The sequence below is a fragment of the Chitinophagaceae bacterium genome (assembly GCA_016699815.1).
Classification (GTDB): domain Bacteria; phylum Bacteroidota; class Bacteroidia; order Chitinophagales; family Chitinophagaceae; genus Ferruginibacter.
The window spans coordinates 1,580,284-1,596,579 of the sequence record CP065012.1; the positions used below are offsets into that span (position 1 = coordinate 1,580,284).

Below are 16,296 nucleotides of genomic sequence, written 5' to 3' on the forward strand. Positions count from 1 at the left end.
TTATTTGTTCCTAAAGCTATTTTGCGGCAAATTTACTGCAATGAAAAAAATTTGTCTTTTCTGCTTCATTATTATAGTTTACTTGAAAGTGCCTGAACAAAATATAGTAATTGATATAAATACTCCAGTCACAGACCTAAAAAACATGTGATTTAAGGATCACTGGAAATTTTTTAATGTTGCAACAAATCCAATTCGTAATGTCTTTAAGTTTAATTATGATCTTTTAAAATTTGGTAGATGTTTTCCCCCGGCATTAAGATAAAATTGTACAAGATCTGGAGGAGCTTGTGCAGTGACAAAATCACCCGTTGAGGTATTGTACAGTATTGCTCAATAAAATAATTTTGGCAGCAATAATATTGGTTTACATAAAACCTTGCTGTTATGAATTTGATTCTACCTTTTAAAACAATTGTATTTATTGTTTTTCTTACCATTTTTTCTTTTACATTGTTTGCACAGCCTGTACGCTATGTAAAACCCGTAGCCACTGGCTTTGCCGATGGCAGTAGCTGGGCCAATGCCAGCGCCGACCTGCAGGCAATGATAAACATTAGCCCGGCAGGCGGAGAAGTGTGGGTGGCTGCCGGAACTTATAAACCTACTTACCACCCGGTTACTGGTGCAATAAACCCAATAGATAGAAATAACACTTTTGTACTATTGCCCAATGTAAATGTATATGGTGGCTTTGCAGGTACCGAAACCCTTCTTAGCCAGCGTAATTATGCAGCCAATGCCACAATACTCAGCGCCGATATTGGCACGGTGGGACTTACTACAGATAATTGTTACCATATTTTGCTTAGTTTACCTGGTATGCAACCCCGGCTTTTGGATGGCTTTTACATACAGGAAGCATTCTCAAACGGGCCAGATATTAATTTGGCTGGAAGCTTAATTTCCGGAGGCAATGGCGCCGGTGCATATTTTGCTAATACGCAGCTTACTCTTGCCAATTGTGTATTTAGGGGCAATAGGAGTTTTGTAAACGGAGGAGCAATTTGCAGCCATTCCTCAAATATTTCTTTGTTTAATTGTGTTCTTTCGGGTAATCGTACTGCTTATGCCGGCTCTGCCATTCATTTAAGTAACGGAGAGGCAGATATCATAAACTGTACCATAGCTGGTAATTTAAATGATAATGCCGACTTTGCCGCAATCACTGCATCGGGAGCGGCTCCTTCAAATTTCCGGTTGGTTAATTCAATTGTATATCATAATAAACCCAATTTTCAGGCATTAGGCGTAGAAGGGAAAAATAGTATATTAGAAATATTAACAGGCATTACAGGATCTAATTTAATATCTTCCAATCCTGCCTTTATTAACCCGGTTATCCCTGCAGCAATAAACAGCCCCAATTTATTGGGAGATTATCGGCTAAGTAATTGCAGCCCGGCATTTAATTTTGGCGATCAGCTTGAAATACCTGCTGGTTTTACTAAAGACCTTGATTATAATAACCGGGTAATGTATGGTGGAGTTGATGCGGGCGCCTATGAAATACAAGTTGCCCCATATAACAGTAGTATTGTACCCGGCGCAGGAGGTATTGTATATGTAAATAAAGCAACTGCCATAAGCGGCAATGGCAGCAATTGGGCAAGTGCCGTAAAAGAACTTGCCGATGCATTAGTTGCTGCAAAATACAATACAGCCATTTCACAAATATGGGTGGCAGCAGGAACGTATATGCCATTGTATAGTAAAGCAAATATTAATTGTATTAATAACACAGATAGAGAAAATACTTTTGAATTAGTTAATAATGTAAAAATATATGGTGGTTTTGCCGGCACCGAAACCTTATTGAATCAGCGTAACATTACTGCAAACCCTACCATATTGAGTGGTGATATTGGAGATGCTGGAAATAACACAGATAACTGCTTTCATGTGGTTGTTGGTGCAGGTAATGTTGGTTTGGCAGAGTTAAATGGATTTACAATAACAAAAGGTAATGCAGTCCCATTTAGCCCTCAATTTATTAATGGGTTTGCTATTAAAGCAGAAGAGGGTGGTGCCATTCATTTAAATACTGCTTCGCCGGCAATTGTAAATTGTATCATCAGGGATAATTATGCCATCTTTGGTTCAGGAATACATACTTATAATTTAGCGGCTACTTTAAATATTGATAGTTGTACTTTTTTAAATAATAAATCCCAGAATTTGGGTGCTGCTTTAAAATTTGAAAAAGGCTCGGGAACTGGTAATGTTGAAGTAAAAAATTGCAATTTTAAAGCAAATATTTCTAATGGAAATGGTGGAGTGGCCTGTATTCATGGTGTGCCTGCAAGGTTTATAAATTGTTTGGCATCGGGTAATAGAATTGGCAGTAATAATCAGGGTATCTTTCATGTAATGATGAACGCTACTGCCACTTTTGATAATTGTACCATTGCCGGAAATGCAGGTGTTTCCGGGTGCAGTGCTATATATATTAGTGATGGTGGATCTTTTGCAAATGCTAATAATTCCATTATACATAGCAATGCAATGCAGTACCCGGTTTTTGGACCTGGTACTTTTAATCCGCAATATTGTTTTATTAATGGCAACTATGCAGGCCCCAATGTGTTTAACATGGATCCTTCTTTTGAAGCACCCGTTTTTATATCAGATACAACCAGCGCAGGCAATTACAGGCTTAGCAAATGCAGCCCGGCTATTAATGCAGGCAGCAATGCTTTAGTGCCTATGGGTACCACTACAGATTTGGATGGCAATAATCGTTTTTTGGGAACTGTTGATTTAGGTGCTTATGAATACCCCACAAGCAATACCCTGGCAATACCGGGAGCCGGAGGAATTGTATATGTAAATAAAAATATTTCTGTACCGGGCAATGGCAATAGCTGGGCCAATGCCGTAAAAGAATTAGCAGATGCTTTAAAAGCAGCACAAACCAATACTGCTATTCAACAAATTTGGGTTGCACAGTCAACTTATTATCCAATGTATGATGTAACAAACTTCAACTCCTGCCTTAATAATAATGAAAGAAACAATGCCTTTGTACTGGTAAATAATGTAAAAATATATGGTGGTTTTACTGGTACCGAAACCTTATTGAATCAACGAAATATTACAGCAAACACTACCATATTGAGTGGCGATATTGGGATTGCAGGAAACAACACAGATAACAGCTTTCATGTAGTAATTAGTGCCGGCCCGGTGGGCACCGCAGAGTTAAACGGGTTTACAATTACCAGCGGCTACGCAAACAGCGCTCATCCCTATACTGTAAATTCCATAACTACAGAAGCTAATAATGGTGGGGCCATTTACTGCGGCTCTTCATCCCCGCTTATTAAAAATTGCACTATTATCAATAACTATGCATCTAATGAAGCGGGTGGGTTGTTTAACAAAAGCGGGTCAAATACTCAGGTGGATAGTTGCAGTTTTATTGCTAATACCGTTAGCGCTAATGGAGGTGGTGCAATTTATAATGAAACGAATACAAATGTGGTGATTAATAATTCTACTTTTATGCAAAACAGTACTGCCGCAGGCAGGTACGGCGCTGCTATTTTAAATTCAACCAGCTCTAACACCACAATTTTTAAATGTCATTTTGTGAATAATAATGCTGGGTTTGGTGGCGCTATTCACAATAACTCCTGTTCTCCTGTAATTGATTCATGCAGCTTTGAAAATAACCTTGCTACTATTAATGGAGGCGCTATTTCAATATACGGAAGTACTTCCATGCCACAAATATCCGGAAGCACATTTATAAAAAATAAAGCAACAGGTAATGGTGGTGCAATATATGGCAATGCATCTAAACCACAGATAACAGCCAATAATTTTAGTGGTAATAAAGCATATAATGGTGCATCAATTTTTAGTGAGTCATCATCTGCTGCAATCTTAATAAAGCAATGTAATTTTTTGTCAGATACCGCTACATCGGGCGGTGGTAGTTTATACTTAAATAATTCAAATGCATCCATTGTAAGGTGCAGGATATCGGGTAGTAAGGCCATAGATGGCGGAGCCATTTATCTCAGAAGTGCATCCGACATTAAGTTAATCAACAATTTGCTAACGGGTAACAGGGCAACCGGTGATGGAGGAGGAATATATAACGACGCTTCTAAAATTGTAATTACTAATAGTAGTATTGCCGCTAACTGGGCTAATGGCGATGGAGCCGGCATGTATTTTATCAACATCCCTATCGGGCAGCAACCCTTACTATATAATTGTATCGTTTACGGCAACCGTTCCGGAACTTCTGCAGCAACCATTAATAATTTAGAAACATCAGCATTTGGAATTAATGCCAATGCCTATCGTTGTTTTATCGAAAATACTACGGATTTTACCGGCAGCGATGGTACCGCTACCACCAATCCACTCTTTACGCAACCCGAACCTGCAGCATCTGCACCTACTACAAATGGCATTTATACTGTACAAAAATGCAGCCCGGCAATAAATGGAGGCAACAATACTTATATCAACGCAACTGGCGAAATAACAGATTTGCCTGGAAATGCCCGAATTCAAAATTTACTGGTTGATATTGGGGCTTACGAAAGCGATAATGCCGTACTGGCTGCGCCGGATATAAGTGGTATCGTGTATGTAGATAAAACAAAATCGGGTAATGGAAGCAGTTGGGCCGATGCAGTGCCTGAGCTTTCTGACGCACTCAAAGCAGCGGCTTCCAATAATGCTATTCAGGAAATATGGGTTGCCAAAGGAACCTATTATCCTTTGATAGATGCAGCATTAACCTGCCTGCCTGCCAATAACAGGGATAAAACTTTTTTACTAAGAACCGGCGTAAAATTATTTGGTGGATTTGCCGGTAATGAAACTGCTATAAGCCAAAGAGATTATATTAGCAATGAAACTATTTTGAGTGGTGATATAGGAACAGCTGGGGTAACTACTGATAACTGCTACCATGTAGTAGTAAGCGCCGGACCAGTAGGCGATGCAGAAATAAATGGATTTACTATAACCGGAGGAAATGCCAATAGTTCAGCCAATGTAACTATTAATGCGCAAACAGTAAGCAGGAGCATTGGCGGCGGCTTGGTTTTACAAGCTTCCATTCCATTGGTTTCTAATTGTAAAATAATATCGAATAATGCAGGCAATGGCGGCGGCATTTATTTAAGCACTTCAAACAATGCTATTATAATCAATAACAGGTTTTCCGGCAATACTGTTACTACAAGCGGTGGCGGCATTTATTTAAGCAATAGTACAAATGTTACTTTAAATAATTGCCTTTCTTCAGGCAATACTTCAGCCTCTTACGGTGGTGGGTTTTATAGTAATACTACCGGAACCATTATACGCAACAGCAGTTTTTCAGGCAACAGAAGCGGTAACGATGGCGGCGGTTTGTTTTTTTCAATGCTTTCACCGGGTACAATTTATAATTCTATTATTTATGGCAACAGAAACGGCGTAGCAGTAGATAATATATCAACTGTATTTTTAGGCAATGGCCCAACTGTATCTTATTCTAATATTGAAGAATTGTCGGCAACTGGCAGATATACGAACGGAGGTAATAACTTAACCGGCACATCGGGCACACCACTTTTTGTAAACCCTGTTGCAGCTTCGCTTGCTCCAAATGCAATTGGTAATTATCGCTTGAGAAAATGCAGCCCGGCTATTAATACAGGCTCCAACGCTGCAGCTCCTGCAGGTAATGATTTAGACAATAATAGCCGAATTGCCTATACCACAGTTGACAGGGGCGCTTATGAAAAAATACTGGCTACTCCTTCTGCATCGGGTATTATTTATGTAAATGCTGCCAATATAGATAACGAAAGCGATGGCAGCAGTTGGGCAAAAGCCATTACCCAACTGGGCGATGCATTTAAAATTGCAAAATTCAATAGCAATGTAAAAGAAATATGGGTTGCCAAAGGAATCTATAAACCAATTTGGCGTGCCGATTTTACTACCAATAATATTACCGATTGCCCCACACTCACCGATAGAGATAATGCTTTTGTATTGGTAAATAATGTAAAAGTTTACGGTGGCTTTTTTGGCAACGAAACAGATACAAGCAATAGAGATTTTGTAACAAATGAAACAATTTTAAGCGGTGATTTTAATAATGATGATGTGATTTCCGGAACCGGAGCAACACTTTTAATTACCAATAATGCGGAGAATGCCCTTCATGTAATAATAAGTGCAGGTGCAGTAGGCACAGCAGAACTGGATGGATTTACAGTTACAAAAGGCTTGGCAAACACTGCCGTTACGGGGATTATAGTAAATACATTTAATATTTTTAAAAACATTGGGGGAGGCATGCATATTAACACTTCTTCACCGATAGTTACCAATTGTAATTTCATTGGCAACACAGCCAGCCAGGGTGGCGGCATTTATAATTATTTTTCATCACCCGTTATAAAAAAATGTAGTTTTAAATGGATCTATGCTACCGAAGGTGGCGGAATTTATAATTACACATCATTGCCGCTTATTACCCATTGTAGTTTTACAGGAAACCTGGCTGGGTTTAGTGGCGGAGGAATTAGAAACCGTAGTTATTCCTCACCAACCATAAATTTTTGTAATTTTAATGCAAATTTCTCTTTAACCAATGGAGGTGGATTGACGAATGATAATCATTCCTCTCCACTAATTGAAAATTGTGCTTTTGTAGAAAATTCATCCATTTCAACCGGTGGTGGAATGTCGAATTTTTCTTCTTCTTTGCCCACAATCCGCAACAGTAGTTTTATTGGCAATGTTTCAAACAACGGAGGAGGAGTGTATAACTCATTATCCTCATCACCCACCATTACAAACTGTAGTATCTCAGGTAATGCTGCAAGCGCCCTTGGCGGCGGAGTGTTTAATACACAATCCTCATCACCCATTATTATTAATAGTACCATTGCCTCCAATAAAGCCACTACAAATGGCGGCGGTATATACAACAATATTGGCACCACACCTACAATAAAAAATAGTATTGTATGGGGCAACAGTACCAATATACTCCCTGCGGCAACAGCTATAATTAGCAATAGTATTGTACAGGGAGGTTATGCAGGAACCAATGTGTTGACTATAGACCCTCTCTTTATTGCGCCTGAGCTGGAAGCCAATGCCCCAACTTCTTTAGGAAATTACCGTTTACAACCTTGCAGTCCGGCGCTTAATATAGGCAACAATGCAGATATACCTACTGGAGTAACCAACGACTTAGACCTTAACCCAAGAATTTTTTATGATGATGTGGACCTGGGCGCTTATGAACAGCAAACTAATATTTATGCAGATGGTAAATACACAACCTGGAAAGGCATTAATACAAATTGGCACAATAAAATAAACTGGTGCGGTGGTATAGTGCCAACCAGTTTAATTGATGCTGACATTCCTGCTACCAGCAACAATCCGGTAATTTCCGCCGCAGGCGAAACAAAAAATTTAGTGTTGAATAATAATACTGCAATTGCTATAACAGGAGCAGGTTCCTTAAACATCAATGGTACTTATGCTAATAGCGGCAGCGCTATTACCAACGATGGCTTATGGGTTATGGAGGGTAGCGAAGCCGGGCAAAGTTTTCCTGGAACCAACGCTACAGTTGCAGCAATGAACAAGCTGGAAATAAAAAATACCAGCGGTGTACAGTTAGATAAATCATTTGAAATTACGGGTGCTCTTATTCCTACTGCCGGTAATATTAATGTAAACAATGGCATTACCATTACGCTTAATTCCAATGCCGATTCTACAGCAAGTGTGGCCATTATTCAGCCTACGGCATCTATAAGCTATAGCGGAACTGGCAGGTTTGAAGTGGAACGATTTATAAAAACGCCCCGTAAATGGCAGCTCCTAAGTGTACCTACAGATGATAATTTACAAACCGTAAAAGCTGCCTGGGCCGAAGGCCAAAATGCCGGAGTTAATACAACCGCAGGATTTGGCACTAATATTACCGGACCTCCAGGCCCGCCAAATTTAGATTTTACCAGCCCCGGCTATTCATTAAAATATTGGGACGCCAGCATTCTTAATTGGCAGTATGTAACTACAAAAGATACAGTGATTCAAAACCCACATGGATTTTATTTGTTTGTAAGAGGAGACAGGAGCGCCATTGCAGGCGGTCCTTATGGTACTACTACCCTGCGATCAAGAGGTAAAATATTTGTAAATCCAACAGTACCATTAATAACCAATGATTTTAATAGTATAGGTAACCCGCTTGCCTCCGAAATTGATTTAAGGCAATTGCAATTAACAACAAGCAGTATTACTACGGCAACAAAATTTTATTTGTGGGATCCTACTTTACCTGGCTCTCATAATATCGGCGCTTACCAAACGCTCACATTTAATGGAAATGATTTTGAAATTACTCCCGGAGGTAGCGGCGTTTCTATTTACCCTGCAGGCGGTTCAATAATTAATGAAGTGCAAAGTGGCCAGGCGTTCTTTATTAAAGATACTTTAGCAACGGCTATAACTTTTCCGGAAATAGCTAAAACCTACCGTAATGGCTCAAGCCCGGTTACGCCTACCCGTATCAGTAATAGCAATGATTGGCAAAGGATGCGCATCAATATGTTTGTAATCAATAATGCCGATACATTACTTGCCGATGGTACTGCAGCAGATATAAGCCCGGATTTTAGCAGCGATTTTGATGCCAATGATGCCGATAAATTTTTAAACGCCGGTGAAAACCTTTATTTATACCGTGCATCAAAAAAACTTGCCGTGGAAAGACATGCCCCAATTACCGTAAACGATACTTTCTTTTTGCGTATGGAAAAAGTATTGGTAAGGAATTATTTTTTTACCATAAACTTTAGCGGCTTTATTTTACCAAACACGCTACAACCTTTTATTGTAGATAATTACCTGCAAACGGAATCAGCTTTAAACCTTCAGCAGCCTTCAATTTATAATTTTAACGTAATTGCCCTTGCAGGCTCTTATGCAACAAACCGTTTTTATATTGTGTTTAAACCTATCGGTACGGTTCCTGTTACATTTATAGATGTAGCAGCTACTAGAAATACAGATAAAAGTATAGCGGTAAAATGGAAGGTAGAAAATGAACTCAATATTATTACTTACAGTATAGAGAGAAGCAGCAATGGTATTCACTTTTCAGTGCTTGGTGCAACTACGGCAAATGGTAATCGCTATTATTTATACAACGATTTGCAACCTTTAATGCAGATAAATTATTATAGAATAAAAGCAAGCGGCCTTAATGGCGAAACCATTTACAGCAATATTGTAAAAGTATTGCCCGAAAAAATTAAACCTGGCATGAGCGTATATCCCAACCCAGTAACAAACAATAAAATAAATATAAGGTTTACTAATATGCCGCTTGGAAATTATAACCTGCAGCTCTTACAGGCCGATGGCAAACTGGTGCAGCAGCAAATAGTTGCTATACTGGCGCCGGTTTACGAGTATGGAATGATGTTGGGCAAAACAGTTGCAGCAGGTTATTATGTGTTAAAGATAATTTCAGAAACGGGCGAAGAAAATCAAATACCGGTAACGGTTGAATAATGGTTATTGTAGCTTGTTATCATCTTTTTATAAATAATTCCACAACACATGTTACAAAAACTGCAAACGGAAATTTTAAAATAAAATCAGTTTTTTATAACAATAGATATTTAAGTAAAATATTAATAAAAAAAAGAAAGATTCCCGTGCTGTAAATAAAAAATTAATTTACAAAATAGGAACAGCATTACTACCCCATTTGTGGTATTGCGTAAAACTTTTATTAATAATAATTTTGGGCTTCTCCTTTAAGGTAATTATTTCTTTTGCCTAAAATTATTTTATGAGACTTAAATTACTCACTGCCTTTTTATTTTTCACGACAATATTTTCCAGTCAAAATATTATTGCACAGTCGCTTGCTGTAAATACTACAGGAGCAGTAGCAGATAATAGTGCAATTTTAGATATTACCAGTACAGCCAAAGGCATGCTTATTCCACGAATGACCAAGGACGAAAAAAACGGTATAGTAGCGCCGGCTACAGGTTTGCTGGTTTATCAATCTGGCCCCGATAGTACGGGCTTTCATTATTTTAACGGTACACTTTGGGTGTGGCTGGCAAATGCCGATGCCAAGCTCGGTTGGCTTACTACAGGCAATAACGGTACAGATACTGCAATAAATTTTTTAGGCACATTGGATAATAAACCATTGATGCTAAGACAAAATAATTTTTGGATGGGCCAGCTAAATACTTCTAAAAAAAATTATTTTATTGGCGCAGCTTCGGGTTTTAATAATGCTTCAGGCATTTTATTATCTGCTTTTGGCGATAGCGCACTGTTTAACAATACAACCGGAAATGGGAATACCGCTTTTGGTAGCGGAGCCTTAAAAGGCCTAAAAGGAGCAATTACCGGCCATGTAAATGTAGCAGTAGGTAATAATGCAATGCCAAGTATTACAACTGGCGGTCAAAATATTGCCATAGGAGATAATGCTATGTTTAGTAACGAAACGGGAGCTATTAATGTAGCTATTGGTGCAGGCGCATTTGAAAATGCCAAAAAAGGAGATGGTAATATTAGTATTGGCTTATGGTCGCAGCGGCTTAATGATAGCGGTTATAATAATATTGCCATAGGCACACAGGCATTATACAACAATGATTCATCGAGAAATACGGCTGTTGGTTTTCAAAGTTTGTTTTATAATAACAGGTTTAACAATGTTGCTTATGGTTATGGTAGCGGTACAATAGCAAGCTATTTGCAAACCGATCCTTTGCTGGGTATTGAAAATACTTACATTGGTTATGCATCGGGTTATTATACAAATACCGGCAGTAAAAATGTAGCCGTTGGCAACAGGGCCTTACAAGGTATGGGATATTTTAATGGAGATGTACCGGGCAATGATAATTATAAACGAAATGTAGCCGTTGGCGATTCGGCAATGCTTTATGCAGTAGGCAGCGATAATGTGGCCATCGGTTTTAAAACATTATCCAACAGCCAGTATGGCGGGCGGCATGTAGCTATTGGCAGCAGGGCTTTATCCAGCACAAGCTCCACTTATCCTAATACGGCAATTGGATATTTAAGTATGGACAGCATTACTACAACCGGCGCCAATACCGCACTTGGGAGCTATACTTTGGCTACAGCAAAAACAGGTAGCGCCAATACCGCAATTGGCAATGCAGCTATGTACGAAGCTGGCGTAACCTGGGCTACGCTTACCAATAACACAGCTGTGGGGAATAATAGCTTTAGAAAAGGAAGGTATTATGGCAATAGCGCCTTTGGTTCAGAAGCATTAAGTGCCGATACTTCCGGTATTTGGAATACAGCAATTGGGAATGTTTCCATGGAAAAAAACTTAAGCGGTATTCTAAACGCTGGCGTAGGAGTTTCCAGTTTAAGAAATAATACAATTGGAAGTTTTAATACTGCAATGGGCTCAAATGCTTTATATGCACAGGATACTGCCGACCGTGTAACGGCAGTGGGTTATGAAGCTTTGTTTTATAATAACAGGGATTTTAATACAGCGGTAGGTGTACACGCAGGTTGGGGAAATTCATGGAATTCCAATAATATTAACGAAGGAGATGAAAATACCATGATTGGGTATGGAGCCTTATCCGGAAATGGTTATGGTAGCAAAAATGTAGCAGTTGGTCACATGGCCATGAGTATATTTACACCCGCATCTTTTATTTCGGGTGGAACCCCTTCACAAAATGTAGGAGTGGGTGATTCGGCTCTGCAACAAAACCGTGGAAACAATAATACCGCAATTGGTTTTAGGGCCTTGAGCAAAAACTTTACGGCTGTAGGCAATACAGCCCTCGGTTCTTATGCTTTAAGCAATCATCAAAACGATAATTATAACACCGCATTAGGATTTGAATCTATGGTAGAAGATACTACTGGTTTTTTGAATACAGCTGTAGGTTGGCGGTCATTACGTAAAGTATTTAAAGGAGAAGAAAATACAGCAATAGGTGTAGGTGCTATAGAATTTTCAGATTCGGCAAAGTGGAACACTGCAGTGGGCCGTGGCGCTATGATAAGCCGTGGCGGAGAAGGAAATACGGCAATTGGATATTATGCTTCTGGCTTCAATACAACAACAAATACAGCTAATATTAAATATACTACTACCGTTGGTTACCTTGCCGGGTATAAAAATTATGCTGATGAAAACACCTTTGTAGGCGCTAATGCAGGTTATGGCGCAACCGTAAACGATTCTATATCGGGAATAGAAAATGTAGGTATTGGCGCTTATACCCTTACCTTTCTTACCAGTGGCAAAAGCAATACGGCTGTGGGCCTTGGCCCCATGTATTTTAATACCACAGGCAAAGGCAATGTTGCAATTGGTACCCGTGCATTAGTAGATAACAGGGTAGGTAATTATAATGTAGCTGTTGGAGATAGCGCCTTATTTTGGAATCGATCCAGTTTAAATGTGGGCGTTGGAAACAGGGCTTTATTTGCCAATATAAACGGCAGTTCAAATACGGCAATAGGAAACTCTTCTTTGAGTAAATTAAATGGCGGGCTATACAATGTAAGTATGGGCGACAGTTCTTCAACAAACTTAGTGTTGGGCAGCAACAATGTAGTAATGGGTTCCTGGGCATTTAAAGATCACACTATAGGAAGCCGAAATACAGCAATTGGAAATTTTGCAATGGGTGAAAGAGAATCAGGAAACGACAATACAGCCGTGGGAGAAGGAAGTTTATGGAATACCAATAATAACCTGAATACCGGAATCGGCAGCAGGGCAGGATTTACAAATGTGTCGGGAGTTCGAAATGTTTTTTTGGGCGCAAATACAGATGCTCAATTCGATAACCTTATAAATGCAGCAGCCATAGGAGCAAATGCTTATGTAGGACAAAGTAATAGCATTGTTTTAGGAAGTATAAATGGTATTAATGCGGCAACTTCTTCTACAAAGGTTGGTATTGGTACTATTGTTCCGGATTCAACCCTTTCTATTGCCAATAATTTTTCGGTAGGTAGTGTGGGAACGGTTCAATTTCCCAATACAGAAACCATGATAAATATGTTTAGAACGGGTACGAACAACCCCGATCGTATGGTATTTGCACACAGCAGGGCTTACCAAAACTGGGGATTGCAATACAGGGACAATATTGACCAGTTTAATTTTATTGGAGGGGGCGTTGTGGCAATGTCTGTTAGATTGAGTGGAGGTGTTGGCATTGGTACTGCGGCTCCTTCATATCAACTGGAGGTATCAACCAACTCGGCAGGCAAGCCGGGATCTTCATTTTGGACAATATCTTCCGATGAAAGATTAAAAGATATTCACGGCAGTTATACCAAGGGCATGGCCGAAATTTTAAAACTAAATTCCATAAAGTATCATTATAAAAAAGATAATCAACTCAACCTGCCATCCAACGAAGAGTTTTATGGCTTTTCGGCACAGGAAGTACAAAAGGTATTTCCCGAAGCTGTGAAAAAAAATGAAAACGGTTACCTCAGCCTGGATATACAACCTATAATAATGGCCTATATCAATGCTTTTAAAGAGCAGGAGGCAATTTTAGATAAACAACAGCAGGAGCTGAAAGATCAAAAAAATACTATAAATCAATTGCTTAAAAGAATTGAAGCAATTGAGAAAAAAAACAACCATTAAAATTCAGTAAATAAATTTTTTGTATGAAAAATTATTATCTACCCGTTGCCATCTTTTTTATGGGCTTAATGTTAAGTTCATCAAAAACAAATGCACAGGATAAAACGCAATCAGAAATTCCGTTAAAATTTGTTCCATTTAAACCGGCACCTTACCCGTTGCCCGATTTGGGAAAAATCTTAAAGTCTGATCCCGGCATTCCGGTTCCAAAAAATGTACAAAAAAATGCAGTTCCGGATTTAGAAAAAACCGATGTAATAAAATCGGCCGCATTAGTAAAATTAGCAACAGAAGCTCCGCTCATAGAAGGAAATAAGAATATGCCGACTGGAAAAAATTATTCAAAAGCTGCTACAGAATCCATAAAGTTATCAAAACCATAAAGATTAATTTCAATCCTAATTATGTATATAAAATACATTTTAGTTTTTTTAAGTTTTTTTGCAATGCCCATTTTACTTTTGGCACAAACCGTTAATATGGATGCAGGCATACAGCTTGTAGCAAAAGGTACCATTGCACTGGTGGTTAATAATGGGGAATTAATGAACAATGGTATTTATATTCCCGATAGCAGCACAGTATATTTTGACGGGCCTGCAAATATCTCCTTAAGTGGAACTCAGCCCACTAATTTTTTTAATCTTACATTCAAGGGTGCAGGTTTAAAAAGAAATGAAAATACAGATACCAGCAGGGTATATAATACACTGGCAGCAGAAGGCTCTACAACATTTGATGCGGATGGCAATACCAATAACCGGGCATTTGTATTAAGGTCTGTAAACGCAGCTACAGCAAATGTAGCGGTAATACCGGCAAGCGCCAATATAACCGGCAATGTGATTGTGGAGAGATATATTCATACTCCACGCAAATGGCAGTTGCTTGCTGTACCTACCAATACAGCACAAACTATTTATGAAACATGGCAGGAAAACGGTTTGGCCCCAATAGGTTTTGGAACAGCCGTTACCATGCCTGCACCACTTGGCCCAGGCCTGGATTTTGCAAGCCCTGGAGGGCCTTCTTTAAAATATTTAAATGCAACGGGAACCGATTTTATTCCGGTAACCAATACCATTGTACCTATAGCAACTGTAAAAGATGGCGCTTATTATATTTTTGTAAGGGGCGATCGCACCAATCTTACGGGTACACAATCCGGTAACACAACGTTAAGAACCAAAGGCCCGTTGAATGTGCATAATTTTTCTCCCATTGCTGTTAGTTTGCCTGCAGGTGTTTGGAAATCTATCGGCAACCCTTATGCAAGTGCAATAAATTTTGAACAAATTCTTACCCATAGTACACTTGATGATGAATTTCAACTTTGGGACCCTAAGCGACCGGGAATTTATACACTTGGTGCATACGTATCTTTCAGCAGCTCTTCAGCAACACCATGGTCGCCTGTGCCACCCATTGGAGGAAGTTATATCAGCTCCAATACAAGGATAGAATCGGGCCAGGGATTTTTAGTAACGAACACAGGGTCGCCGGGAGCAATAAATTTTGAAGAGAATGATAAAACATCTGGTAGTAGTAATGTAAACCGTTTTTCCATAGATAGCTCTATTAATAATTATATTGCCGGCCGCAGCCAGTTTAATATGCTTGCCTACGCCGTGGGTGGAAGCGAAGAAATGATATTGGATGGAAACGCAACTGTTTTTGGCGCCGAATTTAATAATGATTACGATAGCCGGGATGTTGATAAAATTAACAACGGCTCAGATAATTTTGGCATTAATGATAAGCAATCTCACCAGCTCATTATTGATACAAGGCCCGAAGTATCCAATAACGATACCATTCATTATAATATGAACCTACTGCGCTATCAAAACTATAGGTTTAAATTTTATGCCGAAAATTTCTTTGGCAATGTACAGGCATGGTTACTGGATAATTTTTTGCAAACAGAAGCGCCATTAAATACTTCCGGAGATACTTCTCTTTATAATTTTTCGATAAACAGCAATCCTGCATCAAAAGCTGCAGATCGGTTTAAGGTAGTGTTTAAGCTAGCTGTTGTGGTGCCAGTAAGGTTTGTAAATGTAACTGCATCCAGAAATGTAAACAGCACAATTACCATAAAGTGGCATATTGCAAATGAAGAGAATATTGAAAAATATGATGTAGAGCGCAGCGCTTCATCAACCGGTTTTGCCAAAGTATATGAAGCTACAGCCACCAACAGCAGTAATTATTTACAAATTGATGCAGCGCCTTTGCCATTAAATAATTACTACCGTATAAAAGCCATTGGCCTTAATGGAGAAACAACTTACAGCAATATTGTAAAAGTGTTGCCCGAAAAAAGTCATTCCGCTATCAGCGTTTATCCAAATCCGGTTGCCAACAAAACGCTGGGTATTTATTTTAATAATGTACAACCCGGCCCTTACCTTTTGCAATTAATACAGGAAGATGGTAAAATGCTGCAGCAGGCAAATATTGAAGTAAATACTGCATTGCAATCTTTCAGCATGCCTTTAGATAAAAGCTTGCCCCAAGGATATTATATGGTGAGGTTGCTGTTACACAACAATGAGCAGGTTGCTATAATACCTGTTACTATTCTGTAAATTTTTATA

At 39.0% G+C, this 16,296-nt stretch carries 4 protein-coding genes; all 4 read left to right on the forward strand.

Annotated elements, in window-relative coordinates; genetic code table 11:
- The first annotated feature begins 387 nt into the window (after positions 1-387).
- The 4 genes from IPO46_07065 (at position 388) to IPO46_07080 (ending at position 16,287) form a co-directional block, all read left to right on the forward strand.
- Positions 388-9,564 (forward strand): right-handed parallel beta-helix repeat-containing protein, encoded by a 9,177-nt coding sequence (locus tag IPO46_07065; protein QQS61909.1) that lies wholly within the window; start codon positions 388-390, stop codon positions 9,562-9,564.
- Between the two features lie 283 nt (positions 9,565-9,847).
- Positions 9,848-13,696, forward strand: coding sequence for a tail fiber domain-containing protein (locus tag IPO46_07070; protein QQS61910.1), 3,849 nt, complete (start codon positions 9,848-9,850; stop codon positions 13,694-13,696).
- Between the two features lie 23 nt (positions 13,697-13,719).
- On the forward strand, positions 13,720-14,079 hold the full coding sequence (locus IPO46_07075) for a hypothetical protein (GenBank protein ID QQS61911.1): 360 nt from the start codon (positions 13,720-13,722) through the stop codon (positions 14,077-14,079).
- Positions 14,080-14,142: 63 nt separating this feature from the next.
- Positions 14,143-16,287: a hypothetical protein gene (locus tag IPO46_07080; protein QQS61912.1), complete on the forward strand. Its 2,145-nt coding sequence runs from the start codon at positions 14,143-14,145 to the stop codon at positions 16,285-16,287.
- Positions 16,288-16,296: the final 9 nt, after the last annotated feature.

Coding starts and splice junctions, on each gene's coding strand:
- IPO46_07065 (QQS61909.1), top strand. CDS start 388: ATGAATTTGATTCTACCTTTTAAAACAATTGTATTTATTGTTTTTCTT.
- IPO46_07070 (QQS61910.1), top strand. CDS start 9,848: ATGAGACTTAAATTACTCACTGCCTTTTTATTTTTCACGACAATATTT.
- IPO46_07075 (QQS61911.1), top strand. CDS start 13,720: ATGAAAAATTATTATCTACCCGTTGCCATCTTTTTTATGGGCTTAATG.
- IPO46_07080 (QQS61912.1), top strand. CDS start 14,143: ATGCCCATTTTACTTTTGGCACAAACCGTTAATATGGATGCAGGCATA.